Annotated in this window: 21 protein-coding genes and 1 tRNA gene; 4 read left to right on the forward strand and 18 right to left on the reverse strand. The window is 59.8% G+C overall.

The window, feature by feature from the left end:
- Positions 1-11: 11 nt before the first annotated feature.
- The 12 genes from Q1A32_RS11160 to Q1A32_RS11215 form a co-directional block, all read right to left on the reverse strand.
- Positions 12-2,591 carry an HWE histidine kinase domain-containing protein gene (locus Q1A32_RS11160; RefSeq protein WP_299652980.1) on the reverse strand — a complete coding sequence of 860 codons (2,580 nt, stop codon included), beginning with the start codon at positions 2,589-2,591 and terminating at the stop codon, positions 12-14.
- Positions 2,588-3,157, reverse strand: coding sequence for a biliverdin-producing heme oxygenase (locus Q1A32_RS11165; RefSeq protein ID WP_299614540.1), 570 nt, complete (start codon positions 3,155-3,157; stop codon positions 2,588-2,590). Before Q1A32_RS11165 ends, Q1A32_RS11160 begins: the two co-directional genes overlap by 4 nt.
- 455 nt (positions 3,158-3,612) lie before the next feature.
- Positions 3,613-3,702: transfer RNA gene (locus Q1A32_RS11170), tRNA-Ser, on the reverse strand.
- A gap of 70 nt (positions 3,703-3,772) precedes the next feature.
- Positions 3,773-4,492: an alanyl-tRNA editing protein gene (locus Q1A32_RS11175; RefSeq protein WP_299652983.1), complete on the reverse strand. Its 720-nt coding sequence runs from the start codon at positions 4,490-4,492 to the stop codon at positions 3,773-3,775.
- On the reverse strand, positions 4,489-6,894 hold the full coding sequence (locus tag Q1A32_RS11180) for a DUF3772 domain-containing protein (RefSeq protein ID WP_299652986.1): 2,406 nt from the start codon (positions 6,892-6,894) through the stop codon (positions 4,489-4,491). The genes Q1A32_RS11175 and Q1A32_RS11180 overlap by 4 nt, the downstream gene beginning before the upstream one ends.
- Positions 6,894-7,928, reverse strand: a complete 1,035-nt coding sequence (locus Q1A32_RS11185; RefSeq protein ID WP_299652989.1) for a cysteine synthase A — start codon at positions 7,926-7,928, stop codon at positions 6,894-6,896. Before Q1A32_RS11185 ends, Q1A32_RS11180 begins: the two co-directional genes overlap by 1 nt.
- Before the next feature lie 67 nt (positions 7,929-7,995).
- Positions 7,996-9,105 carry an NUDIX domain-containing protein gene (locus Q1A32_RS11190; protein WP_299652992.1) on the reverse strand — a complete coding sequence of 370 codons (1,110 nt, stop codon included), beginning with the start codon at positions 9,103-9,105 and terminating at the stop codon, positions 7,996-7,998.
- A 4-nt stretch (positions 9,106-9,109) separates the two neighbouring features.
- Entirely contained in the window at positions 9,110-9,550 is a 441-nt protein-coding gene (locus tag Q1A32_RS11195) for a TrgA family protein (protein WP_299652995.1), read from the reverse strand.
- A gap of 18 nt (positions 9,551-9,568) precedes the next feature.
- Complete coding sequence (locus Q1A32_RS11200) at positions 9,569-10,777, reverse strand: cyclopropane-fatty-acyl-phospholipid synthase family protein (RefSeq protein WP_299614534.1); 1,209 nt, start codon at positions 10,775-10,777, stop codon at positions 9,569-9,571.
- A gap of 75 nt (positions 10,778-10,852) precedes the next feature.
- The gene (locus Q1A32_RS11205; RefSeq protein ID WP_299652998.1) at positions 10,853-12,271 is read right to left on the reverse strand and encodes a deoxyribodipyrimidine photo-lyase; all 1,419 of its coding nucleotides are present in this window, start codon (positions 12,269-12,271) and stop codon (positions 10,853-10,855) included.
- 78 nt (positions 12,272-12,349) lie between these two features.
- Positions 12,350-13,576 carry an aminotransferase class V-fold PLP-dependent enzyme gene (locus Q1A32_RS11210; protein ID WP_299653001.1) on the reverse strand — a complete coding sequence of 409 codons (1,227 nt, stop codon included), beginning with the start codon at positions 13,574-13,576 and terminating at the stop codon, positions 12,350-12,352.
- Positions 13,577-13,663: 87 nt separating this feature from the next.
- Positions 13,664-15,358 carry a BCCT family transporter gene (locus tag Q1A32_RS11215; RefSeq protein ID WP_299653004.1) on the reverse strand — a complete coding sequence of 565 codons (1,695 nt, stop codon included), beginning with the start codon at positions 15,356-15,358 and terminating at the stop codon, positions 13,664-13,666.
- Positions 15,359-15,842: 484 nt separating this feature from the next.
- Between Q1A32_RS11215 and Q1A32_RS11220 the strand changes: the two genes are divergently transcribed.
- A complete protein-coding gene (locus tag Q1A32_RS11220) occupies positions 15,843-17,681 on the forward strand; it encodes a BCCT family transporter (RefSeq protein WP_299653007.1) in 1,839 nt (612 codons plus the stop codon).
- 53 nt (positions 17,682-17,734) lie between these two features.
- On the opposite strand, the gene Q1A32_RS11225 is transcribed toward Q1A32_RS11220, so the two are convergent.
- From Q1A32_RS11225 to Q1A32_RS11250, 6 genes are all read right to left on the reverse strand, one after another.
- Complete coding sequence (locus Q1A32_RS11225; RefSeq protein ID WP_299653010.1) at positions 17,735-18,151, reverse strand: HIT family protein; 417 nt, start codon at positions 18,149-18,151, stop codon at positions 17,735-17,737.
- 40 nt (positions 18,152-18,191) lie between these two features.
- Positions 18,192-19,178, reverse strand: coding sequence for an acryloyl-CoA reductase (acuI, locus tag Q1A32_RS11230; RefSeq protein ID WP_299653013.1), 987 nt, complete (start codon positions 19,176-19,178; stop codon positions 18,192-18,194).
- A gap of 84 nt (positions 19,179-19,262) precedes the next feature.
- Positions 19,263-20,366, reverse strand: coding sequence for a dimethylsulfoniopropionate demethylase (locus Q1A32_RS11235; RefSeq protein WP_299653016.1), 1,104 nt, complete (start codon positions 20,364-20,366; stop codon positions 19,263-19,265).
- Entirely contained in the window at positions 20,366-20,875 is a 510-nt protein-coding gene (locus Q1A32_RS11240) for a DinB family protein (RefSeq protein WP_299653019.1), read from the reverse strand. Before Q1A32_RS11240 ends, Q1A32_RS11235 begins: the two co-directional genes overlap by 1 nt.
- Positions 20,872-21,579, reverse strand: coding sequence for a DUF1326 domain-containing protein (locus tag Q1A32_RS11245; protein WP_299196282.1), 708 nt, complete (start codon positions 21,577-21,579; stop codon positions 20,872-20,874). The genes Q1A32_RS11240 and Q1A32_RS11245 overlap by 4 nt, the downstream gene beginning before the upstream one ends.
- 1 nt (position 21,580) lies before the next feature.
- Complete coding sequence (locus tag Q1A32_RS11250; protein ID WP_299653022.1) at positions 21,581-22,369, reverse strand: DUF2182 domain-containing protein; 789 nt, start codon at positions 22,367-22,369, stop codon at positions 21,581-21,583.
- Between the two features lie 69 nt (positions 22,370-22,438).
- Here Q1A32_RS11250 and Q1A32_RS11255 point away from each other — a divergent pair, with 69 nt between their 5' ends.
- The 3 genes from Q1A32_RS11255 to Q1A32_RS11265 all read left to right on the forward strand — a co-directional run bounded on the left by Q1A32_RS11255 (position 22,439) and on the right by Q1A32_RS11265 (position 25,317).
- Entirely contained in the window at positions 22,439-23,188 is a 750-nt protein-coding gene (locus Q1A32_RS11255; protein ID WP_299653025.1) for a FadR/GntR family transcriptional regulator, read from the forward strand.
- 75 nt (positions 23,189-23,263) lie between these two features.
- A complete protein-coding gene (locus Q1A32_RS11260) occupies positions 23,264-24,664 on the forward strand; it encodes a selenium-binding protein SBP56-related protein (protein ID WP_299653028.1) in 1,401 nt (466 codons plus the stop codon).
- A complete protein-coding gene (locus Q1A32_RS11265; RefSeq protein ID WP_299653030.1) occupies positions 24,664-25,317 on the forward strand; it encodes a hypothetical protein in 654 nt (217 codons plus the stop codon). Before Q1A32_RS11260 ends, Q1A32_RS11265 begins: the two co-directional genes overlap by 1 nt.
- The last annotated feature ends 68 nt before the right edge of the window (positions 25,318-25,385 follow it).

Raw genomic sequence — 25,385 nt, forward strand, 5'->3', positions numbered from 1 at the left:
CAGGGCTGTAGCTAGGTCTCTTTCGCCAGTGCCATATGCGTTTGTTTGTACAGGCTTTCGGACGTGAACGGTTTCTGAACCACGGGCGCGTCCGGGTATTCAGTCAGAATGCTTTCGACATCACCGTATCCGGTGGCGAGGACGAAGGGGATGTTCAGAGCGTTCAACCGCTGCGCAACGGGCAGTGATGTCTGGTTGCCCAGATTTATGTCCAGCACGGCAAAGCTGATATCCTCGCCCTCGATGATTTCGAGCGCGTCTTCAACGGAACTTGCCAGCTTGACGTCGGATGCCCCGATGCCGCTCAGGATGTCGGACGCATCCAGGGCGATCACCATGTTGTCCTCCAGCACGAGCGCTGTGCCGGACAACTCGACCATAGCGCTGCCAGTGCTTGGGGCGTCGCTCGGGCCGTCCTCCTTGTCGACTATCACGCCTTCGGAGACATATCGTGATGGGATCATGATATCGGCTTCGAACCCGGAGATCTTGAAGCGCGTCTCGACCGTTCCATTCAGTTCGAACGGCACGGTGCGTTCGATGATCGTGGACCCAAACCCGCGTCTTGTCGGCGCCTTGACCACAGGTCCACCGCGCTCGCGCCATTCGATGACAAGCGCGCCGTCATCGGCAATGTTCAGGTCGACACCGACCCTGCCAGACTGATCGGTCAACGCGCCATACTTGGCGGAGTTTGTGACCAGTTCATGGATCACCAAGGCCATGGTGGAAAACGCCTCGGGGGCAAGCAAAGGGGCGTCGCCGGTCACGACCAGACGTTCCCTTTGTCCGTTCAGGAATGCGTTCACTTCGACGTGGATCAGGTTCCTGATGGCGCTTGGCGCCCATTCCTGACGGGTGAGTTGATCATGCGCCCGTGCGAGCGACTGAATGCGGCCATCCAGTACTTTGGTATAGGATTCGAGTGTCACAGCCCCCGATTTGCTTTGCGAGACGAGCCCTTGAATCAGGTTGAGGATGTTTCGCACCCGGTGATTGAGTTCCGCGATCAACAGTTCCTGCTTTTCCGCGGCTGCCTTGCGATCCGCGTTCGCCTCGTCAGTCAGCTTGAGAACGATTTCGATCAAGGACAGGCGCAGCGCTTCGGCGGCCCGCAGTTCGCTTTCTATCCATGGCGCTGAGGTGTTGCGCACCATCTCCGTCCAAGCGTCAAAGCTTTTTCGCGGCGTCAGGCGCACCCCGTTTGGGCCCACTTCCACCGGCTTTTCGGGATTGCCTGCCCACCGGACGGACCGTGCAATCTCGCGACGGAAGAACACGATATAGTCGCGCGGTGTTCGGGAAATCGGTACGGCGACAAGTCCCGCCACACGGTCACCGATGGCTTCGGCATCGGGGTAGTTCGCAATGATGCGGTCCGTCGCAAACACCTGCCCGGTTGGGGCGGTGTTCAAAAAGCGCACCAGCCGTTTGAATTCGTCGGCCGTGGGGGCAGAACCGCGCGCGGTGTAGCGCCCTTCGGAGTACACGGCGACCCCGTCGCTGGACACAACCTGGGACAACTCGTCCGCGATGACTTCGAAGCTGTCGATAAGGTCGCTGCCAGCGGACAACCGAACCATCAGGCGGTCGTGCAGCGCCCGCGAATTGCGTTCCTCGTCGCGAATTTCGGCCTCCAGCTTGCGTTCGAGTTCGTACGAGAAAAACTGGGCAAAAAGCTCGATCGCAGTGCGGCGCTCATAGTCCACGTACCGGGCGGACCGATGGTGACATGCAAAGAGGCCCCACAGGTCGCCGTCCTTCAGAATGGACACTGACATCGACGCCTCGACGCCCATGTTTCGCAGGTATTCCAGATGGATGGGCGACACGGCCCGTGTCACCGACAGGGACAGGTCCAGCGGCTCGCCATTGGGATTGCGCTCGGGAACAAGCGGTGACACCTCTCCGTTCACGTCCGCAATCAGACGCAACGTGCTGCGCTTGTAAAGCTCGCGGGCCTGCTTGGGGATATCGCTGGCCGGATATCGCAGCCCCAGAAAGGGCTCCATGCCCGAGGCGTGCCGTTCCGCGATCACTTCACCGGACCCGTCCTGCGCAAAGCGGTACACCATGACCCGGTCAAACCCGGACAGGACCTGCAGCGCCACCGCCGCCTCCTGCACGGCGGAGATCACCGTGTCCTTCTTGGCGACGCGTGCAATCAACGGCTGCACCAGAGCCATGTCGTCGCGCTCCTCTTCCGAGGATTTCGGCTCGAATTCAAATATGAAGGACTGGCCGGACACATGGATGGAGACGTCGAACAGGCGTCCGTCCTCAAGGACATCGTAGCCGAACAGGCGGCTGCCACCCGCGCCCGAGCTGCTGCTGATCTGCAATTTGGTGCGCAAGTCGTGCACCGTCCGTTCAGGCAGCAATTCGATCAGGCGCTGGCCGACAACCTCGTTCGGATCAAGGCCCAGCATCTCCGCGCAGTTGGCTGACATGTGATTGATCATCAGGTCGGAGGATGTGGAAATCAGACATCCGTAGCCTTGCACATTCCCAAGAAGATGTATGGGTTCGCGGTCGCAATTGGTGAGGTCCACTGACTGATCCGCAGCCCCACCTTTGTCGAGTTGAGTCATGACGTGAGTTCCTTGCCCAGACTGTGCTGGACGGTCCATGTGCTGGCAACTTCGTAGAAAAGATCAAAGAGCCGTCTGGTGTCTGTTGTGATCGTGTCTGCCCGCGCGCTTTGAACAGGCACCTGCCCGAGGTCATGGCAGACGCTGCGCCACCGGCCGGGCACCGGGGCCATCGCGAAATAGGCCTGCGCATCGCGGACAAGTGCGTCGGTGGATGTTGCCCAGTTGCGCTTGAGCACTTGGCTGCCAAGGCGGGAGCCTTCGATGATGTAGTCCATCGCCAAAGGGTCGACCGGGTCCATCGGTGCCGCAGCCATCGGCGTATATGACGTGCCCAACGTGGCCAAATCCGCCGCGATACGCCGCTGCATATCGCGCAGGCTGCTTTGCGCATGACTGTCGTTGATCGCAGCGCTGGTCATCGCGTCGAAACAGACATGATGAATCCCCAGAAACGCGGCAAAGCCGTCCCGCGTTTGCAAGTCGAAACCGGCAAGCGTTTCGTCAACGCGCACATGATCGGCATATGTCCGATCCTTCAGGGCCTGCCGAAAGTCGGCTTGCATGGATATCGTCCCCCTCGACGGCGTCCTCGACCCTTTTAGGGATAGAACGACTTAGAAGTATCGGCAATTTGATATATTCCACTCGCAGGCAGTTCGCTGTCAATAATCTATGACATAGCAGAACGCGCGACCTACGTGTTCTGATGCTTGACGTTGGGTCTGCTGACGCAGTTCCGCGCATCGGGTCATCTTTCAGCAATTCAACTTATTTCCCCCGGTTCAGGCTGTACTTCTTCACGACGGTTCGGAGCCACCGCAATGAAAGCCCTCGATAAAATGCGACAGTCACGACAATGTTCTGAACCGCTGCCCAGCTTGTGCCCTTGATGCGTATCGGCAGAAAGCTGTTCGACCGCAGACCGCAATGCACCAACTCCGAAACTGGTCAAAGAAACGCGGTTCGACCCCACAAGCAGGTTCTCACATGACCTGAAGCGTGGTGCAAAAAGGAAGAGTGGCGGACAGACAGGGATTCGAACCCTGGAGACGGTCTCCCGCCTACACACTTTCCAGGCGTGCGCCTTCGACCACTCGGCCACCTGTCCGTGGGGCGTCTTTATCCAAACCCGGTGGTCGAATGCAAGTCGCAAGATGAAAGAAAGCTGCCGCGTGCCCCTATCGGTCCAGATGTAGATAAACGCGCCGGTTCATCCGCCCCTTCTTTTCGATCTTGCCGATGCGCAGGCTACCGATCTCGCCTGTGCGGGCCACATGGGTGCCGCCGCAGGGTTGCAGGTCCACGGTTGTGTCGGCCTCGCCAATGCGGATCAGACGGATCCGCCCCGCACCACGGGGTGGCTGGACCGACAGTGTCTTGACCATGCCGGGGTTGGCATCAAGCTCGGCATCGGTGATCCATTCGGCGCTGACGGGGATATCGGCGGACACGTGGGCGTTCAGCATCTCTTCGACCTCGTCGCGGTTTTCCGGGGCATCGGCCATGTCGAAATCCAGTCGCCCGCGCCCTGCCCCGACAGAGCCTCCGGTGACGCCGAACGGCAGTGCCACCGACAACAAATGCAAGGCCGTGTGTACGCGCATATGCGCATAGCGGCGGTCCCAATCGAGGCTTTGAGTCACATTTGTCCCGACAGGTGGCAAGGCACGTGGTTCTGCCGGAACCAATACAATCGCATCGTCATCGCCCTTGATCGCAGTCGCGATACCAAGCGCGCCACCGGACCATGTCAGCGCTCCGCTGTCACCGGGTTGTCCGCCACCCGTGGGATAGAACACGGTCTGGTCCAGAACGATACCGCCCTCGGGGGTGTGTGCCATCACAACACCGTCTGCATCACGGGCATAGGCGTCATCGCGAAACAAGGGGCTGGTCATCGTCCGTCTCCATCCTCGGCCGGGCTGTCCGGGTCCATGTCGGTTTGGTCAATATGCTGAACCGTTGGTGGGGCCGCCGCAGGCTTGTCCCCCTGTGACTGGGGTTGCAGAACTTCCGGGTTGCGCAGCCACACATCCCGCTGGGCAAAGGGTATCTCGATTCCTTCCGCTTCGAACCGAGCCGCGATCTGGTGGTTGATCTCGTTCTTGACGGCCAGCATCCAATTTACATCACGCAGAATGATGCGGATTTCAAAGTCGAGGCTGTCCGCACCAAAGCCCATGAACAGGACGGCGGGTGGTGGATTGGCAAGGGCCATGGGATGGGCATCTGCAATCTCTTTCAACACCGCCTCGACCCGGCGTGTGTCGGTGCCATAGGCCACGCCCACGGGTATGATCACGCGGCCCACAGTGTTGCCGCGGGTGTAGTTGGTGACCGTGCCCGAGATCAGGTCGGCATTGGGCACGATGACGTCCGTGCGGTCGAAGGTTTCAATCCGCGTCGAGCGGACCGATATCGAGCGCACGTAGCCCATTTGCCCTCCAACCTCGATCCAGTCACCTTCGGAAATGGGACGCTCGATCAACAGGATGATACCGGACACAAAGTTCGACACGATGGTTTGCAGACCAAAGCCGATGCCGACGGAAAGGGCTCCGGCCACGATGGCAAGGCTTGACAGATCAATGCCTGCGGACGTGATGGCAATCAGGGCCGCTAGGAAAATACCGACATAACCAAGGCCCGACACAATCGCGACCTGCCCGCCCGGATCAATCCTGGTCTTTGGCAGAACAGAGGTTTTCAACGCGTTCTGCACCGCGCGGGTCAGAAGGTAGCCGATGACAAAGACGACAATCAGCGTAAAGAAGCTGCCGGGTGAGATGGTCATGTCACCGATGGTCAGGCCAGATCGCAGGGTGGCCCACACTTCCGTCAGGTCGGTCACACGTGCCCCCCAGATCAGGGACAGCGGGATGATGGCGAGCAGAACGACCAGGAACCCGAGAAGGGTCGGCACCAGACTGTCCCGCGCGCCCTCACCCGGTCGCAGCGCGGCATAGGCGTCGCGGATTACACCCTGCAACAGAACGACCGTACCGATCAGCGCCAGCGTCAGGATCATGGGATAGGTCAGGAATTTTGCCGCTGCACCAAACCCCAGCGCGGCAAGGATCGGGGCGATCAGGCCCACGGCAATCACGGCCTGCCCAACGGTGCCGACGATGCGGTCGCCATAGCGCGCCTCGTGATCACTGTCTTCGGCGCTGTCGCGGACACGCCGACGCAAGAGCCACCCCAACCGGATCAGAATAAGGGACGCCACCATGATCAGTGGGAAGTTCAGAACCGCGTCTGACCCTGGATCATAGCGGTCGAAGTCGGAAAAGCGGCCCAGCAGGATGTAGATCGCAAAGACGACGCCCAGAGTGACGGTATAGATGCGTCCCTCGGACCGCCGATTCTCAGGAATGGCGACTGGTGCTCGCAGGGCGTCGTCCTTGGGGAACAAACGGCTTGCCAGCCAGAGCGAGAAGAACAGCACAAGGCCCACACCTTCAAGCGCGTCCAGCAACAAATCACCGCGCGGGCCGAAGAGCTGCGTGGCACGAACCGCCCGAATGAACGCGAACAGGCCCAGCATGGGCAGGATGATCTGCCCCAGTGACACGACAAAACTTGCCACGCCCGCACTTGATCTGGCATCGCCACGCTGGATGCGCACGGCCAACAGCTCCGACCAGTAGCGCGAGCGCGCCAGCAGCACGATACCAATGGCCAGCAACACAAGGATCAAAGGCAGGTTGTCGCTGGCATTCGACATGCGCGACGGGTTTTTCCACGCCTGCCGTATCCCCGCTGACATCGCGATCAACGTGTCTTGGGCATGTCGCGCGGCGGTTGACCAGTTCGATGGATTGACCGGCCACGGCCCCATGTTCAACAGTTCATCTGTCTGTCGCTGGCGCAGGATTTCGTCAATTTCAGTGATGATGCCATTGGCGCGGCTGAACGCTTCTTCGGCGGTTCGTCGCGGTGTGCTCAACCGTTCAAGCTGGGCATTCAATTCGGCCCGCCTGTTTGCAATTTCCGACGCTTCATCCTGCCCTTCCTCGGGCGCAGGCCCAAGGGCCGCGATCTGGTCGCGTAACGTCTGCAACCGGCTGTCATTGGCGTTCAGCTGGTTTTGGAATTGCAGCCGCCAATCCGCCACCTCGGCTCGTAAGGTTTCAAGGGCGCGATCGGACGCTCGCGCCGTCTCTACCGCGTCTTCCGCGCGCGATGCGGCCGTTTGCCATGATGCGTAGTCCGGCCCGGCGTTTTGCGCGGTGGTGCATGTTGCAAAGACAGCAAAGCACAGCGACAGAATTGCGGCACGCACAAAGGCGAGATGCATCACACGTCCTCGAAAACGCCGGGAATGCTGGATGGTCCCTGATCAAGCCACTCTGGCACGGGCAGGCCTTTTTCCTTAAGGAAATCAGGATTGAACAGCTTGGACTGATAGCGTGTGCCAAAGTCGCACAGGATGGTCACGATGGTGTGGCCCGGACCCATATCCTTAGCCATGCGAATGGCCCCGGCCACGTTCACACCGGACGACGCACCAAGGCACAGGCCCTCATGTTCCAGCAGATCGAAGACAATTGGCAACGCTTCTGAATCGTGGATATTGTAGTTGAAATCCGGGGTCAGCCCTTCAAGGTTCTTGGTGATGCGTACTTGCCCGATGCCTTCGGCAATGGAGGACCCTTCCATCGCGATTTCGCCGGTTGTGAAGTAGCTGAAAAGCCCCGCGCCGTCCGGGTCAGCCAGACCGATCTTGACACCTTTGGGCTGCAACACCTGGGCCACGCCGGCCAATGTCCCACCAGACCCCACGGCACAGATGAAGCCGTCGACCTTGCCGTCGGTCTGGTCCCATATCTCAGGTCCGGTGGTTTCGATATGGGCTTTGCGATTGGCGACATTGTCGAACTGATTGGCCCAGATCGCGCCATTCGGTTCCGTCTTGGCAAGCTTTTCGGCCAGACGACCGGAATAACGGACGAAGTTGTTCGGATTGCGGTAAGGAGCCGCTGGCACCTGCACCAACTCGGCCCCGGCAAGGCGCAACATGTCCTTCTTTTCCTGGCTTTGTGTCTCCGGGATTACGATCACCGTCTTGAAGCCCATTGAAGCGCCGACAAGAGCAAGGCCAATGCCCGTATTGCCCGCCGTGCCCTCGACAATGGTTCCACCGGGGCGCAATTCGCCACTTGCCACGGCCTCTTGAATGATGGCGAGGGCCGCGCGGTCCTTGACAGACTGGCCGGGGTTCATGAACTCGGCCTTGCCAAGAATTGTGCACCCCGTCTCTTCGCTCGCCCTGCGCAGCTTGATCAGGGGCGTGTTTCCAATGGCCTCGGCCAGATCAGATGCGTAGCGCATGGGGCATTCCTTTCGTCGTTCGCCAAAGGTGTAGCTGTGGTGCCCCGTGACCTCAAGCCACGTTAGCTCAGGCCCGGTTGCGCAACCGCGCACGGTGATGCCCCAGCCAATAGGTCAGCATGGCCAAAGGTGTATTCGCAACCCGGCGGTCTTCGGCCATGTTCAGAAGCGCATCAAAGGACATCAGGTGGCTGCGAATGTTCTCGCCTTCCGTCGGCTCTCCGCCAAGACCCGCACTGCCATCGGGCAAATCGCACAAACCCACGAACAAATGGAAAAAGTCAGTCGCAGCACCGGGCGAGGCATAGCATTCCCCCGCCGGTTCCAGCCTTTGGAACACAAGGTCGGCTTCTTCGGCCCCTTCGCGGCGCGCGGCTTGCTCGGGCGTCTCGCCAGGATCGATCAGACCCGCAACAGGCTCCATTTGCCAGCACACGGGATCTGCACGACCAATCGGGCCAAGCCGGATCTGTTCCACAAGCAAGACACGATCCCGATCAGGGTCATAGGGCAGGACAATCGCCGCATCCGATGATACGAGCACAGCCCGATCAAGCGTGTCCGACATGCCGCCATCGAATTCTTCGTGACGCAGTTGGACATCTTCCAAGGCGTAGAAATTGCTATAGGCTTGTGTCCGCGAAACAACGTCCACCTGTCCCCGCAAGACACCCAGCCCGTGCCGCCCGGACTGCGCCAGAACCTTGCTCCATGCCCGGGCGCGGATGCGCGGAAACCGGGTTGCGATGTCGGCGGGTGACATTCGTCCGAACGCGTCCATCACCTCTTTGGCCGCCCAAAGGGTCATGTCCGCCCAACGATCCTGCCACGCTTGGAAATCCCACGCGGTGTCCAGTGATTGGACGCTGGCGTCCGGGATATACACGGCAGCACTTTCGCCCGTGCTCAGGGTGACTTTGCGCAACTCATATGCAAACCCACCTTCATAGTGGTTCAGACGCGCGATGTCCTGATCTGACAAGGCGCGCACAATGACGCCTGCCGTGGCAGTGCCACGTTGGGGACGCAACACAGGATAGTGCCCGTCGGGCGACGACAGCGCCACGTGGTCAGGCAACTGCGCCTCCGCCAGATCAAGCGTATCGGATGAGCGACCCAGAACGCATTCCAGCAAGGGCACGTGTCGCAACGTGCCGTAGAAAAACAATGTGTTCATTGATCTATCGCCAGGTGCGCCACGCGTATTCGGTCAGAACGCCTGTGATGACGCCCCCCAGCAACAGCGTCGTCCAGATCGGGATCGTGCTCATCAAAAGTGCCCATTCGGCGCCGATCTGAAAAACGTCGACCAATGCGTCGAACGCACCATCATACCGATTTTTCATCGCGATCCGGACCATTTCGTTGCACGACTGTATGAAAAGGCCCCAGAACACCAAGACAACCGGTCCGGTCAGGCCGACGTTGATGGCAGAGGTCATGCCACGTCCGGCCCGACTGCCGATAACAATCCAGCCGCAAATGACCCCGACGACAACGTTCACATGCGTGAACCATCCAAAATTGGTGTCTTCCTCGAACAGCGGCATGATCATGCCGGACACGATAAAGGCCAGAAGCCCAAGGCCCAAAGCGGCCACCAGTTTGGCTGCGTCAGGCATTTATGTGCTCGTTCATGGCTATCCGGGTCGTTTGATCGTGATCTGCGTTACGTCGCAGTTGGCACTTTCAAAGGTCGCCGCGCAAGAGGTGAGGTAAAAATTCCACATCCGGCGGAATCGATCGTCAAAGCCCATCTCGGCGATCTGGTCCCACCTTTGGTTGAACGTATCGTGCCAACGGCGCAGCGAGATGTTGTAGCTTTGGCCAAATTCAATCGACTTTTCGATGCCAAGGCCTGCCTTGACGACCTGTTCACGCAAGGCCGAAGGGCTTGGTAACATACCACCCGGAAAGATGTATTTCTGGATAAAGTCCACGCCCCGTTTGTAGACCTTCCAACGCCGATCTTGCACGGTGATGATCTGCAAGGTTGCGTTCTTGCCGGGTTTGAGGCGTTCACGCACGGTCTCGAAGTAGATGGGCCAGTATTTCTCGCCAACTGCTTCGAACATCTCGATCGACGCAATGCCGTCATAGGTGCCACGTTCGTCCCGGTAGTCTTGCAGCTTGAAGTCCACCTGGCCAGAAAGACCTGCCTTTTCAATGCGCTCACGGGCATACTTGATCTGTTCCTCACTGATCGTCAGCCCTGTCACCTTAAGGCCGCGCTCTTTGGCCGCGTATTCGGCAAAGCCCCCCCAGCCGCAGCCGATTTCCAGAATGTGGTCACCCGGTTGCGCGCCCATCTGGTCAATCATGCTGGCGTATTTGGCAATTTGCGCAGCTTCATGGCTTTCCTGTCCCGTCTCGAACAGGGCGGATGAATAGGTCATCGTGTCGTCCAGCCACAGACCATAGAAGTCATTGCCCAGATCGTAGTGATAACTGATGTTCTTGCGCGCCTGATCGCGGTGGTTGCGTTGCAACCAGAAACGAAAGCGCTCGAAATGACGGACCAGCCCCATGCCGGGGAAGCCATCGTAAAGGCTGTCATTGTCGGCGTGCACCCAGTCCATGAAAGCCTGCAAGTCCGGCGTGGTCCACCATTCATCCAGATACGCGTCACAGAATCCAAGGTCTCCTTCACGGATCAGCCGCGCAAAAATATCGTCATTGTGGATATGCACCTCGGCCACGGGACCGGGATTTGGCCCTTCGGCCCGAAACCGGCGCCCATCCGCGAGCACAAAGTCCACGCGGCCTGTGTTCATCCCCTGAGCCATCGAAAAGACACGGGTAAAATACCGTGGCAAGCCGGTCTGGCCGTCAGTCGTTGTCAGGATCATGCACGCTCCCCATTCGCGTTTTTGTCAAGTTAGCTTGACACATTGTGCTGCGCAACCATGCGCAGGCGGTTGTCGTTAAAAATCACGGTTTTCATAAGCACTTAGCGCCCGTTTGCGCCCTTCATCCGCCGGTACAATCGGATCGGGGTACTCATCATCCGGTGACATGCCCCAGTGTCGGGGGATCGCATCGAAAAAGGACAATGCCTCGGCCGCCTTGTTGCTGCGTCCTTCCGCGATCCAGCGGCTGACATAATCGCGGTTCTTGTCGAATTTGTCGAGTTGCGTGACCGGGTTGAATACTCGGAAGTATGGGGTCGCGTCTGGCCCCGACCCTGCAGACCATTGCCAGCCCATCGCATTGCTGGCCGGGTCCCAGTCGATCAGGCAGTCCTCGAACCACTGCTGACCAATGCGCCAATGTGTCATCAGGTGCTTGCACAGGTACGAGGCCACGATCATCCGGCCCCGGTTGTGCATCCGTCCTGTCACATAGAGTTCCCGCATGGCGGCATCGACGAAGCGGATGCCCGTGCGCCCTTTTTTCCAAGCCCAGACTTGCGCCCCGCGCGCATCTTCGTTCCATGGAAAGCTGTCCCAATCCTCTTTCCAGTTCTGGTCCAGAATGCGGGGCGTGTGGTGCATCAGATGGTAGGCAAACTCGCGCCACACCAGTTCCTTAAGGAATATCTCCGCCCCGGATTTGCCTTCGTTCAATGCACGCACGCCAGCGTGCCAACACTGATGCGGACTGATCTCTCCCAAGGCCAGGTTTTCCGACAGGTTGGACGTGCGGTCTTCGCCCGGAATATCGCGGCCTTCATTGTAGCTTGCGACCTTGGAGGCCATGAACGCCCCCAGACGGGACTGTGCAGCACTTTCGCCCAAGCGAACGTAGGGCCTGACCACGTCGGCGCCACGGTTCATGGCTTTGCCCAAGGACCACGTGCCAAGATCTTCGCCGTCGGGCCATTTCGCAGGCGTTGCAAACGAGCCGGGTGTGGGCAGCGGCGCATCCACATCGCGGTCCTTCACCGACCGCCAGAACGGGGTGTAGACCTTGTAAAAGCCGCCGGTCTTGGTCTCGGTTGTCCACGGCTCGAACATCAGGTGCCCGCCATAGCTGCGCGCGTCGATGTCCTGTTCCTTGAGGGCGGTCTTGATCTTGCTGTCCCGCTCGACCGCTTGGGGATCGTAAAGACGCGACCAATAGACGGCCCCTGCACCGGTCTCTTCGATCAGCTTTTGCAGCACCTCCAGCGCGTCACCGGAGCGAAAGATCAGTCTGCTGCCCTTGTCTTTCAATGACTGCGACAGGTGTTCGATGCCAAGGCCCCAGCGCCACTTTGGCGCGGCCCCCAGATCATCCACGCTGGCATCGCGGATCACCACCGGGATGACCGGACGCCCGCTGTCACAGGCGGCTTTCAAAGCTGGGTGATCGCTCAGCCGCAGGTCGCGGCGGAACCACATGATGATCGGTGTGCTGCTCAAGGCCCCGTTCCTTATTCTTAACCAAGGCTTACGTAGCACGCAGCGCTTTGGATCAAGGTGTCGCAGGCTGCCCTTGCGTCACAGAACTGTGTCGAGGGCGTTCAACAGCTGATCAATCTCGGCGTCGCTGGTGTAATGCGTGAAGCTGAGGCGCAGGACGCCACGGTCGGGATCGACACCCATCGCCTGCAACGCCCGCCCGGCATAGAAGTCCCCGCCACCTGCCATGATACCGTGCCCGGCCAGCTCCGCAGCCACGGCCACAGGGTCACGGCCCAGATCCAAAGCAATCGTGGGCGCACGTGTGGCCGCATCCGTGGGACCGAGCACCCGCAGGTCGTTGCGATCCTTGAGCATGGCCATCACGCGAGCCAGCGCTTCGACTTCGCGGGCGCGCATGAGGTCGTGCACGATCTGTCCCCGCGGGGACACTTGTGTGTGACCACCACCGACATGATGATCGTACAAAGCGTCTACATAATCTGCCATGCCTGCACAGGCGGCAACCTGTGCATGATCGGGTCCCGCCGGTGTGAACCGCTTGTAAAGCGACCCGGCGTTGAAAGAGTGCCCCTGGTTTGGAAGGAGCTCCCCCAGCGTGCGGCGGATGACCATCAGACCTTGATGCGGGCCGTAGGTCTTGTAGGCCGAAAACAGGTAGATGTCGGGGCCAAGATCACCCACATCCGGGAAGCCGTGGGGCGCGTAGCTGACGCCATCGACACAGACAAAAGCGCCCGCCGCGTGGGCAAGTGCGGTGATTTCGGTCACCGGATTGATCTCTCCGACGACGTTGGAGCAGTGCGGAAAGCAGACCAGACGCACCTTCTCGTCCAGCAGTTGTTCGAGGGCCGCCGGGTCCAAATGACCGGTGCCGGGGTCAAGCTGCCACTCGCGCACCTCGATCCCGCGATCGGTCAAGCGGCGCCACGGACCGCTGTTGGCTTCGTGATCCTGGTTGGTGACGACGATGGCCTCACCGGGCTCCATCATCTGGGCAAATGCTTGCGCCAGAACGTAGGTGTTCTGGGTCGTTGATGGCCCAAAGCTCAATTCGTCATCATCGACGCCAAGCAGGGCGGCCATCCGGGTGCGCGCCTCGTCCATTTCCTCTCCACCTAGGCGGGAGGCCTCGTAATCGGCATAGGGCTGCACTTTGCGCTGGGTGTAGAAGCGAAACAGCCGGTCGATGACGTAACCGCAGGTATAGCTGCCACCAGCGTTTTCGAAGAATGCCTGCCCTTGCAGGGACGGTTCGGCGAAGGCGGGGAATTGCGCGCGGACGAACTCGAGATCGAGAGACATGAGTGAACCTTTCAATACTGAGGCCACGATAAGACAAAGGCCCCGGCGCGCAAGCACCGGGGCCTTCATTTGAGTTCTCAACCGCGCCTATTCGGCCGGCGATAGCCCGTTGCCGGTCGCACCCGGAATTTCCGAATGCACGGCGGGTACACCCGCTGCCTCGCGGCGACCGTCATTGTAGATCGCCTTGATCAATGCCACGCACATCAGCGCCATCACGATCGAGAATGGCAACGCGCCGATCACCATCGCCGTCTGAATGGCACCGGTTCCGCCTGAGATGAGCAAGCCTGCCACCACGAGGCCAAGGGCACCGCCCCAGAACAGGATGTGGGGGCGTGCCTTGGGTCCTTCGTCGCCAGCGGCGTTGATGGTGTTCACGATCAGAACCGCGGAGTCTGCGGATGTCACGAGGAACGTCATCAAGAGCACAACGATGACGACTGCCATGGCCCAAGCCAGGAACTCTGCGATGGGTGCCAGCATGAATTCGGTCATGGCAAAGATCTTGTCGCCATTGGCCGCGTCCAGAATGACACCGTTTGCGTCGCCGTTCAGTTCCAGATCGATGGCGGTACCACCGGCCCACGAAAACCAGACAAAGCACATCAGCGACGGAACGATCATGGCACCCAGCACGAATTCGCGGATGGTCCGACCGCGAGAGATGCGCGCCAGGAACAAGCCCACGAACGGTGCGAATGCGATCCACCACGCCCAGTAGAACACGGGCCACCAGCCCTGCCATTGCGCCAGCAGGAACGCTTCGGACCCTTCGACACCGTCAGCGGCATAGACGTTGAAGCTGAGCCACGGCAGCGAGATCAGATAATCCCAGATACCGACAAAGAAGGCTGCAGCGCCAAAGAACGTCGCGCCAAAAATGATGAAGAAGCTGAGCAGAAAGATCGACAAGACCATGTTGATGTTCGACAGCCACTTGATCCCCTTGCCCACGCCCGAAAGAGCCGACAGGGTCGAAGCGCCCATGATCACCAGCAAGGCCACGATGATGCCCAGCGTCGTCGCGGAACCGCTTTCCTGCACCAGACCACCGATGCCGATACGGGTCAGACCGGCCACAAACTGCTCGACACCAAAGCCGAGGGTCTGAGCCACACCAAGGATGGTTGCCACAACCGCCACGATATCGATCAGGTTGCCAAGGAACCCGGACAGGCGCGCACCGAACAGCGGTGTCAGTGACGACCGGATCGTCAGCGGCAGACCACGGCGATAGCTGAAGAACGCCAGCGCCAGCCCCGCCACCGCGTAGCAGGCCCACGCGCCAAGACCCCAGTGCAGGAAGGACCAGACATAGGCCTCGCGCACGTTGTCTTCGCCCAGTGCCGTGGTCGCACCCTGAATGACGGACGGGTTGTTTTTGAAGTGTGCAACCGGTTCCGCCACGGCCCAAGTGAGCATTCCTACGCCGATACCGGCGCCGAACATCATAGAGAACCACGAGAAGTTGGTGAATTCAGGCTTTTCCCCGGGTTGGCCAAGATTCAGACGCCCGGCCGTTGGCCAGATCGCAAGTCCCAGGCAAACAAGCACAAAGAATGCGACGACCCAGATGTACCAAGCGGCGAAGTTTGCAAGAATTACGCTGTTCCAGTCACCCAGAATGGTGCCTGCTTCTGTGGGCCAAACAATGCACCACACGACCAGCATGCTTATGATGATCTTACTGACCACAGCAACGTTGACGCTAAAGCCGCGATAAAAACCGCTGTCCGCTGTTTTTATCGGCAGCTCCGTCAATGGAGGTTGAATTGACATGGTTACCTTCCTGTTTTCATTTTTATGACAGGAGCAAACCACGGGTTCGCCAATTGAAGAAGAATTATTTTCCCTTCGGCGGGTCGCTTTGGGCACCAGATGGCCGTTTCTGGTTCCGATATGAAATTTCGTCACCTCCTTTTCAGGAATCGGGCCGATTTCGTGCTATGGTGGCTTCCAGTGTGCGCATGGCACATCACGATTTTTGTCTCAGTTTTCGAGATTCGTGCGCGTTTCGGAGGCGCCTACCGACGTGATCAGTCGCCCCGATATGCACCGAAAACCGACAAAAAACGTCAAATCGGCACCTCTTGCTGTCGGGATTTCACCAGTGTTCTGACGCGAGCCTGCCACCCTAGAGGAAGGTTGCGCAGTTTGTGGCGCACCCTTTGGCCGCTGGCTTTGTTGTGTGAAGCGGTGTGCTGAAACCCAAGCCCAGGTCACACAAGATGCCGGGCCAACCCAACAGACAGGGAGCCGACACATGGCGATAAAGGAACCGTTCACGGATCTTGATATCAACAAGCAGGAATCAGGGTTCTACGAAGGCTACAGCCTTCCCATCGCGCTCAAGTCCAAGGCGATCATGGTCGCCCTCGTGCTTTGGGCCATTCTTTTTCCCGTCAGCGCCAATGGCACGCTCGACAGTTGGAATTGGGCGCTCTTGCAGGGGTTCAACTCGTTCTACATCATTTCAGTCGGGTGCTTTGCATTCTTTTTGTTTGCCCTTGCGATCCTGCCAACCGGCAAACGCAAGCTGGGTGGGCATGACACGGTCCCCGAGTTTTCGAACTTCTCGTGGTTTTCGATGATGTTCGGTGCGGGCCTTGGCGTCGGCCTGATGGTGTTTGCCACGGCTGAGCCGTTGGGGCTGTGGGGATCAAACCCCGAAACCGTTGCAGGTAACGTTGCAGGCAACAGTCCAGAGGCACTCACATCGGCCTACCGCTACACCTTCCTGCATTACGGATTTCATGCCTGGGCCATCTACGTGGTGACGGGGCTGAGCCTTGCCTATTACGCATATACCCGTGACATGCCCCTGACGATCCGATCCGCCCTGACACCTCTGCTGGGGAAGGTCGCCAATGGCATCGTCGGCCACATCGTGGACGTGCTGGGTGTGGTTGCCACCATCCTCGGCGTGTCGGTCACCATCGGCTACGGCGTGAGCCAGTTCGTCGATGGCGTTTACGCGGTCACGGGCATGGAGTGGTTGATGGGGGTTGCCGAAGGCGATGCGCCACCGACACCGTCCACCGTTGGATTGCTCTCCGCCCTGTGTGTGATCATGTTTCTGTCGATCCTGTCCGCCGTGTCAGGCGTGGGCCGCGGGATTAAGTACCTGTCGAACCTCAACCTTGTCCTGTCGATCATCCTGCTGCTCACCTTTGTTGTCTTCGGCAGTTTTATGTTTGCAATGACGACATATGGCACCGCACTTGTGGACTACATCCTCCAGTTCATCCCGTTGAGCTTTGAGGCCTACAGCCCGCTGGGTCAGGACACGTTTGCAACCGCGTTGCCTGAAGAAGCCGCCCCCTTGGCCGCTGATCTTTATGGCGGCGCAACCAATGCGTGGGGCAGCCAAACAGCGTTCACCGAAGGGCTTGAAGGCGCGGCTGCCCAATTGCCAACAGATGCACAGGTCGCAGCATATGCGGCGGGCACCCAAGGGCGTCTTTTCGGCTGGCAGTCCGGTTGGACCACCTTCTATTGGGCCTGGTGGATCGCGTTCTCGCCCTTTGTAGGTCTGTTCCTTGCGCGTATTTCAAAAGGGCGCACGATCCGCGAATTCATCCTGGGCTGCGTGTTCGCGCCGGCGCTGGTCTGCTTTGCATGGATGACCATCCTTGGTGGGACGGCCATTGATCTGGAACTGCAGGGCGTGGCGGAGGGTGCCATCATCGGCGCGTCCAACACCAACAAGCTGTTCGTGACACTCAGCTACATGATCGATGGCGGGTTCCTGTCAGCCATCACCGTGATGTGCGTGGTGTTGATCATGACCTTCCTTGTTACATCCGCTGACTCGGGCATCCTAGTGATGAACACAATCATGTCGGGTGGCGCGCAGGAAACGGGGATCAAGCACCGGATCATCTGGGGTCTCATCATGACGGGTGTGATTGGGGGCCTGATTATCGCAGGTGCATCTGGCCGCGGTGGCGATCCGTTGGCCTCGTTGCAGGATGCGATGATCATCGGCGCCCTGCCCTTCACGATCATCATGGTCTTGATGATGGTGTCTTTGGTCAAGGCGTTGTTCAATGACAGCCGGCGGGCCAAAACGGATGATGCGATCGGCCAACCGGCAGAATAGGCTTGGAAAGAAGAAAACAAAAAGGGGCGCCTATTGCGGCGCCCCTTTCTCGTTCAGAGGGCTGCGCGGATCGCATCTGCATGCGCCTTGATGGCGTCCATATCCCCCATCTTGCCTGGCGGGCGCATTAAAACGCCTTCGTGCCGGGGATGGATGTGGAAATGCAGGTGAAAGACTTCCTGCCCACCGGCGGCCTCGTTGAATTGCTGCAAGGTGATGCCGTCCGCTTCGAATGCTACCTTGGCGGCATTCGCCACCTTCTTCACCGTCGCCATCACAGACGCCAATTGCGCGTCGCTTGCATCCAGCACGTTGCGACACGGCGTCTTGGGGATAACCAGACAATGCCCATCCGTGCGTGGCATGATGTCCATGAAACACAGCGTGTCGTCGTCTTCATAGACAGTCACATTGGGGATCTCGCCCCGCAGGATCTTGGCAAAAATGTTCTGGTCGTCATAAGCGGTCATGCGGGTCTCCGACGTTTGTTCGAAGACCCGTTTAGACCGATCAGGCGTTCACGTCGACCACGACGCGACCCTTGACCTGGCCTGCCAAAATATCCGCCCCAAGCTTGGGCAGATCAGTCAGGGTTGCAGGCTGGACCATGGCGTCGAGCTTGTCCATGGGCAGGTCCTTGGCAATACGGCTCCAGGCGCGGACGCGGTTGTCATAGGGCTGCATGACAGAGTCGATGCCCAACAGGTTCACACCACGCAGCAGGAACGGGATGACCGTGGCAGGCAAGGCCGCGCCACCGGCCAGACCAACGGCAGCAACACTTGCGCCATATTCCATCTGCCCCAGAACACGGGCCAGCATCGCGCCGCCTACGGCGTCGACACAGCCCCCCCAGGTTTCCCCTTCGAGCGGGCGCTTGGTGGTCTCGTTGATCTCTTCGCGGGCTACGATCTGGCTGGCCCCCAGCGACGTCAGATAGTCAGCTGTCTCGGGTCGCCCGGTGACACCGGCCACCTTGTGACCCAGATTGGCGAGAATGGCAGTGGCGACCGACCCCACACCGCCCGCAGCACCGGTGACAAGCACCGGGCCAGATTTGATCCCGTGGTCCTCCAGCGCCATCACAGCCAACATTGCAGTGAAACCAGCGGTGCCCACGGCCATCGCCTGCCGCGTATCAAGGCCCTCGGGCAGCGGCACCAACCAATCGGCCTTGACCCGCGCCTTCTGTGAATAGCCACCCCAATGCGCCTCGCCCACGCGCCAACCGGTCAATACAACCTTGTCGCCGGGCTTGTAGCGGTCATCATCCGATGCCTCGACCGTGCCCGCAAAATCGATTCCCGGCACATGGGGGTACTTGCGCACCAACCCGCCACCGGGGCCAATGCACAGCCCGTCCTTGTAGTTCACGGTCGAGTACTCGACCGCCACCGTCACCTCGGCTTCAGGCAGATCATCCAGGGACAGCTCCTGCACCGCAGCGGATGTCTTGCCGCTGTCCTCGTCCTTGTTGACCACCAGTGCATTGAACATATCGCTCTCCATTTTCCGGGGACGACCCCCTGCTTCATTTCGCAAATTAAACCGCGGGGTCCGGGGCAGCGCCCCGGTCCGACTTCACAACCAGAACGTCTCTTGTACCGTGGCGCGGCGCATCCCGTCGAGGGTGTCGACCTCCAAATCGGTGCCGGGGTCCCAATGCGTCATGCGCACCATGCCGATGGCGACGTTGGTCTTGAAATCAGGCGACCAGGCGGCGGATGTGATCTGCCCCACGCGCTTGCCCCCAGCCAGGAGCGGCCAAGGCCGGTCGCAGGTGGGAACGGCGTCGCCGTGAATGGCGATGGGGCGGATCTGCTGCACCGGCCCTTCCTTGGACACACGCAACAAAGCGTCTCGCCCGATACAACCGATGGCCGTTTGCGTGTCACAGAACCGGCCCAGCCCGCACTCGTGCGGTGTGTTGTCATCGGTCATGTCGTTGCCGTAGGACAGAAGGCCACCTTCGATCCGTTCGATCCCGTTGGGGCAGCCCGCGCGCACTTGCAAATCCTCGCCAGCGTCGAACAGTGCGTTCCACAGCGGCATACCCTGCGCGCTGTCAGGTACGTAAATCTCGAACCCGCCTTGCTTGGAATAGCCCGAGCGGGCGATGGCCAGATCGCAGCCTTCGAACTGGAACATGTCGAAACGAAAAAAGCGGATGTCCCGGACCCGTTCACCAAACACGCGCTGCATCAAGTCGTCGGCCTTGGGCCCTTGAACAGCCAGCGGTGACACGTCGGGTTCATCCACAAGCACATCCAGCCGGTAGCCATTGGCGATCCCTTTGACCCACAGCAGCAGGTCGCTGTCCGCGATGGAGATCCACCAGCGGTCTTCGCTGAGTTTCACCGCGACAGGATCGTTCAGCATGCCCCCGGTTTCATCCACGATGGGCACATAGTAGCACTGCCCCGGCAGCATGCGGCGCAGGTCGCGCGGGGTCAGCATCTGCATCAATCGTCCTGCATCGGGGCCGCGCAACTCGACTTGCCGTTCGACAGACACGTCCCAGACCTGCACGTGATCCTTGAGGTGACGATAGTCCGCCTCCGCGCTTTCAAAGACGGTAGGCAGCAGCATCCGGTTGTAGATGGTGTAGGCTTTTACCCCTGCGGCCTCGACCCCATCAGAAAAGGGTGTGCGGCGCAGGCGGCGCGATGGAGAAATGACGGCCATCACTCGTCCTTTGGCATGAATACGATATCAGTGACCGGCGCAGACAGGCCCGCAGCGGTCATCATGGCGTGCACCTGACCCCGGTGGTGGGTCTGGTGGGTGAAGAGATGGGTCACACAAGTCTCCAGCGGCATTTGAAAGTGCTGCTTGAGGGTCCCCGAATACCAGGACAGGTCGCCCTTGAGTGCCACAGTGTCGAGCGCGTCACCCCAAAGCCGGATCGTGCCGTCCATGCGGAAGCGTTCTGCACTCCAGACCGCGAAGGTCGGAGTGAAATCCTTGTGCTGTTCGGGTGGCACCGCTGGCGCAGGTATCTTGGGGTCAAAACGGCTCATCCACATCGCATCGCCCCACAGGATGTGGTTGAGCGTCGCCATGATTGAGCCGAAGAACGCGCCGCGATCCTTGCGTAGCTCCGCGTCCGGTACACCCGTCAGCATCTCCGTCAGCTGGCGGTTCTGCCAGCCATTGTAACGGGCCATGGTGCGTACATAACCCGCGTCGATCACGGCTTGGGCCCTTTCCAGTCAATGGGGCAAATCTCGGCCGACTTGCCGCCGAAGTCCCAGATGCGGCCGTAATCGCGCACCTTGGATTTCACACCGCGCGCCGCGATGATGTCGGGGCCCATCCAGTATTTGGAGTTGGTGATCATCACTGGGTGATCCTCGGACTTGCCGGTGATCATCTCGATCTCGCCCTGGATCTTGCGCCCGATATAGAGCCCGCGTTTCTTGCCCTCGCGCACAATCTCGACCTTTTCGCGCTCGGCGCCCACGATGTCGCTGACCAGCATGGTGAAGAGGCCCGTGGTGCCGCCCGCGGCGCCCGAAAAGATTTGCAGGATGCCATTATAGGCTTTGCCCGACGCCCGCTCGTCTACATAAGCCGCAACGCGCCACCCGCCTTCGCCCATCCGGCCCGGAATATCGACCATCAGACCCACGTTAAGGCCCGAGAGGTCTTCGCCCTCAAAATGGCCCTCGTCGATCGCGATGGCCATCCACGCGTGGCAGTGCCCTTCGGTGGGTGGGTGTGCGCCAAGGGACACCACGCAGGGGCAGAACAGCTCGCACGAGCAGTTCAGGAACAGCTCGCCCTTGATGGCCCATTCGGTGGGCGACATCTGGCGGCGGCCCGGATTGGGCATCCGGCTGTCGATGCGCTGGCTGACGGGCAACTTGTCCGCGTCGGGGCGTTTTTTCACGGCCATATTATCCTCCGTTTACAAAGGGCCAAGCCAGCACGGCCAGCCCTGCGAGGGTCAGCAGAACCCCCATGGGTTTTGTGACAACATGCCCGATCTGGGGCAGTTTTTCGATCACCATAAAGAGAGTGGCGAGACCCATCCAAAGAAGACTCATCACCCCGCCGACAAATCCAAGCGCCATAAAGCCCCAGCAGCAGCCCACGCAGAACGCGCCAAGGCCGAGGCCCATGCGCAAACCGCCCTGGAAGCCGGTCCGCCAATGGCCGAGGAAATACATCATTGGGCTATGGCAGACGCCATGGCAGATTTCCTTCGCTCGGGTGAATTGGAACAGACCAACGGCCAGCAACAGCAGGCCCGCAAATGTGGTGGTCTTGGATATTCCCAGCATGTCGATGACGCCGCCATAAAGCAAGGCCAATTGGACGCCGGTTATAAGAGCGGCGAAAGCGACCCAGACCACGAAATAGCCGAGCAAGACGCCCAACCACCCTGCCCGCGTGCCGTCGGCGGACACCATCAGGTCTTCGTAGCTGCGCAGGGTGGGCACCAGCGTGGGCAGCATCATGGCCGCCATCATGATTGCCCACATCGCAAAGAGCGGGCCGAAATTTGCCATGGGCATATACATCGGCATCCGCGGGTCCATGGCGGCCATGCGCGCGCCCATCTCTCCGGGCCTGCCGATCAGGTCGACATCCATCGAAAGCGACATGGAATACATGACCCACCACGACGCGAGAATGGCCCCGAAGAACCCCAGCCAGAGCGTGGATCTGACAAGATGCGGCATGTGTCCTCCCTGAACCCACACGACTCAATGCTTGCCAGCTTAAATGTCAGACATTAAAATGTAAGACAAATGAAAATTGATCCTGACAGCACAGTTGATCTCTCTGCCCAGATTGCCAAAGCAATCCGGGATGCCATCATTGCGGGTGATTTGATTGTGGATCAACGGCTTCCGTCCGAGGCCGAGCTTGCTGATCACTTCGACGTGTCCCGGCCCACAGTGCGCGAGGCGCTGAAGCGACTCGCTGCGCAATCTCTGATCCGAACCCAGCGTGGGGCCACCGGCGGCGCGTTCGTGAACCGGCTGCGGTTCGAAGACGCCTATGCCCAGCAAGTCACCACTTCGACCCTGCTTTTGTCCATGAACGCCGTCAGCTTCGATGTGGCCTGCGAGGCGCGCTACGCGCTGGAACGCGCTTGTGCACCGCTGTCGGCCGAACGCCGCACCCCTGATCATCTGGCGACCATGCGGGCCGAAATTCACCGCCAAGAGCAGCCGGGCCTGACGGATGAGGCGTTTTGCGCGTCTGACGTAACCTTTCACCGGGCGCTGGTCGATGGCGCGGGCAACAAGGTCCTGAGCTATCAACTGGCCGGTGCGGTCGAGGCGATGCAGCCCCTGATGAACATGATCACTTTCACGGCGCGGTCGCGGGAAGAAATTGTGGCCCTGCATACCGACATCGCGGATGCGGTCGAGGCGCAGGATGCCACCCGCATCGACGCACTGCTGGTGAAACTCGAAGCCTATACGCGGCATCTGGCCCATTCGGTCGTCGCCGCACGCCAAAGCAGAAAAGACAAGGAGAAGACCGCCTGATCCCTCAGCCATAAGTCGCAACGACGCAACAAGGGGCCGGGCACCGTTATTCACACCGCTTCAGGGAGGAAGCCCATGAATTTGAGACCAGACCCCACATTTTACCCCTCGCCCAAGATGGCGATGGAGGCCCCGGTTGAGAAGCTGGCGTTTACGCTGATGCTCAGCCCGGATGGGACCAAGCCGGACGGATTGGCCGTCGTGGATGTGGACCCCACCAGCGACACCTACAGCCAGATTGTGCACGAGTTGTATGTGCCGAACCTCGGTGACGAATTTCACCATTTTGGCTGGAACGCCTGTTCATCCGCCCTGTCGCCCCTGACTGGCCACGCGTTTCTGGAACGCCGCTACCTGATCATTCCGGGCATCCGGTCGTCGCGTATCTACATCATTGATGTGAAAGAACCGCTTGATGCCAAAATCCACAAGATCATCGAACCCGAAGAACTGTTTGAAAAGACGGGGTATTCGCGCCCCCATACTATCCATTGCGGGCCAGAAGGCATCTATGTCTCGACCCTTGGCGGCGGTGGTGAGGATGGAACCGACGGACCACCCGGCATCTTCATCATGGATTGCGAAACCTTTGACATCCTGGGCCGCTACGAGATGGATCGCGGCATTCAGGACAAGCACTATGATTTCTGGTGGAACCTGCCGCGCGACTACATGGTGAGTTCCGAATGGGGCCTGCCGCCGCAATTCGAAAACGGCGTGGTGCCGGAGGATTTGCTGTCGAACAAGTACGGCCACACGATCCATTTCTGGGACTTGCGCGGGCGCAAGGTGACAAAGTCCATTGATCTGGGCGAGAACCACCAGATGGCGCTGGAAATCCGCCCGGCCCACGATCCGGTCAAGGAATACGGGTTCTGCGGCGTGGTCGTCGACACCACCAACCTGCAAGGCGCGATCTTTACCTGGTGGCGTGATGAGGATGGTGAGTGGCAGGCTAAGAAGACGATCACCATTGATCCCGTGCCTGCGGATGCCGATGACCTGCCCGAGCTGCTGAAAGGCTTTGGTGCGGTGCCGCCACTGGTCACGGACATCGACCTGAGCCTTGATGACAAGTACCTGTATGTCGCGTGCTGGGGACTGGGTGAGATGCATCAATATGATGTGTCCGACCCGATGAACCCCGTTCTGGCGGGCAAGGTCGAGATTGGCGGCATCGTCAAAAAGACCAAGCACCCCAATGGTCAGGACTTTGGCTACGGCCCCCAGATGGTCGAGATCAGCCGTGACGGCAAGCGCGTCTACTGGACCAACTCGCTCTACTCCACATGGGACGATCAGTTCTATCCCGGGGAACGCGGGGCCGCCATGGTGATGGCCCATGTGGGTGAAAACGGTGGCCTGACGCTGGATGAGAACTTCTGGACCAAGTTCCCGGAAGGCTATCGCAGCCACCAGATTAGACTTGAGGGCGGCGACTGTTCGACGGACAGTTTCTGCTACCCGTCCGTCTGATGGACCTCACGACCGCGGCGGGCCTCTGGCTCGCCGTGATCCTCTCTGGCCTGTATCACGGTCTGAACCCCGGCATGGGGTGGCCTTTGGCTGTCTCTTCCGCGCTGTTCGAGCGGCGGCGCAGCGCGCTGTGGCCCGCGCTTGGGGCGCTGAGCCTTGGCCATTTCGCGGCGATGCTGGGCATCCTGCTGCCCTTTTCCATGATGACGCTGCTGATCGACTACGAACGCGAGATTCGCATCGGCGCAGGGCTGATCGTGATCGCGATGGGTCTCTATCTTGCTATTACGCGCAAACATCCTCGGTTTCTGGCCCGGATTCCACCGCACAAGCTGACGCTTTGGTCATTTCTGGTTGCTTTGGCCCATGGCGCGGCACTGATGCTGGTGCCCATCTACCTCGGCCTCTGCGCGATCGAAGAATTGGATGCCGGGCACCGTGCCGCTTCTGCCCTTATGGCAACCACGGCATTGGCGCTTGGCGTGGCCGTGCTGCATACGGTTGCCATGATGGGATCTGGGGGCGCGGTCGCCTACGCAGTGCACCGCTGGCTGGGCCTGCAATTCCTGAGCCGAAGCTGGTTCGACCTTGAGCTTGTGTGGGCGCTAAGTTTGATTGTCGTGGGTGGCGTCGGCCTGTGGACTGCAATCTGAGAAAGCCATTGACCAAACGGACCAAGGCCGCAAATGTCAGGTCAACAACGTGCAGTGCCAGGTTCCCG

Origin of the sequence: uncultured Tateyamaria sp. (genome assembly GCF_947503415.1) — a bacterium.
Lineage (GTDB): Bacteria > Pseudomonadota > Alphaproteobacteria > Rhodobacterales > Rhodobacteraceae > Tateyamaria.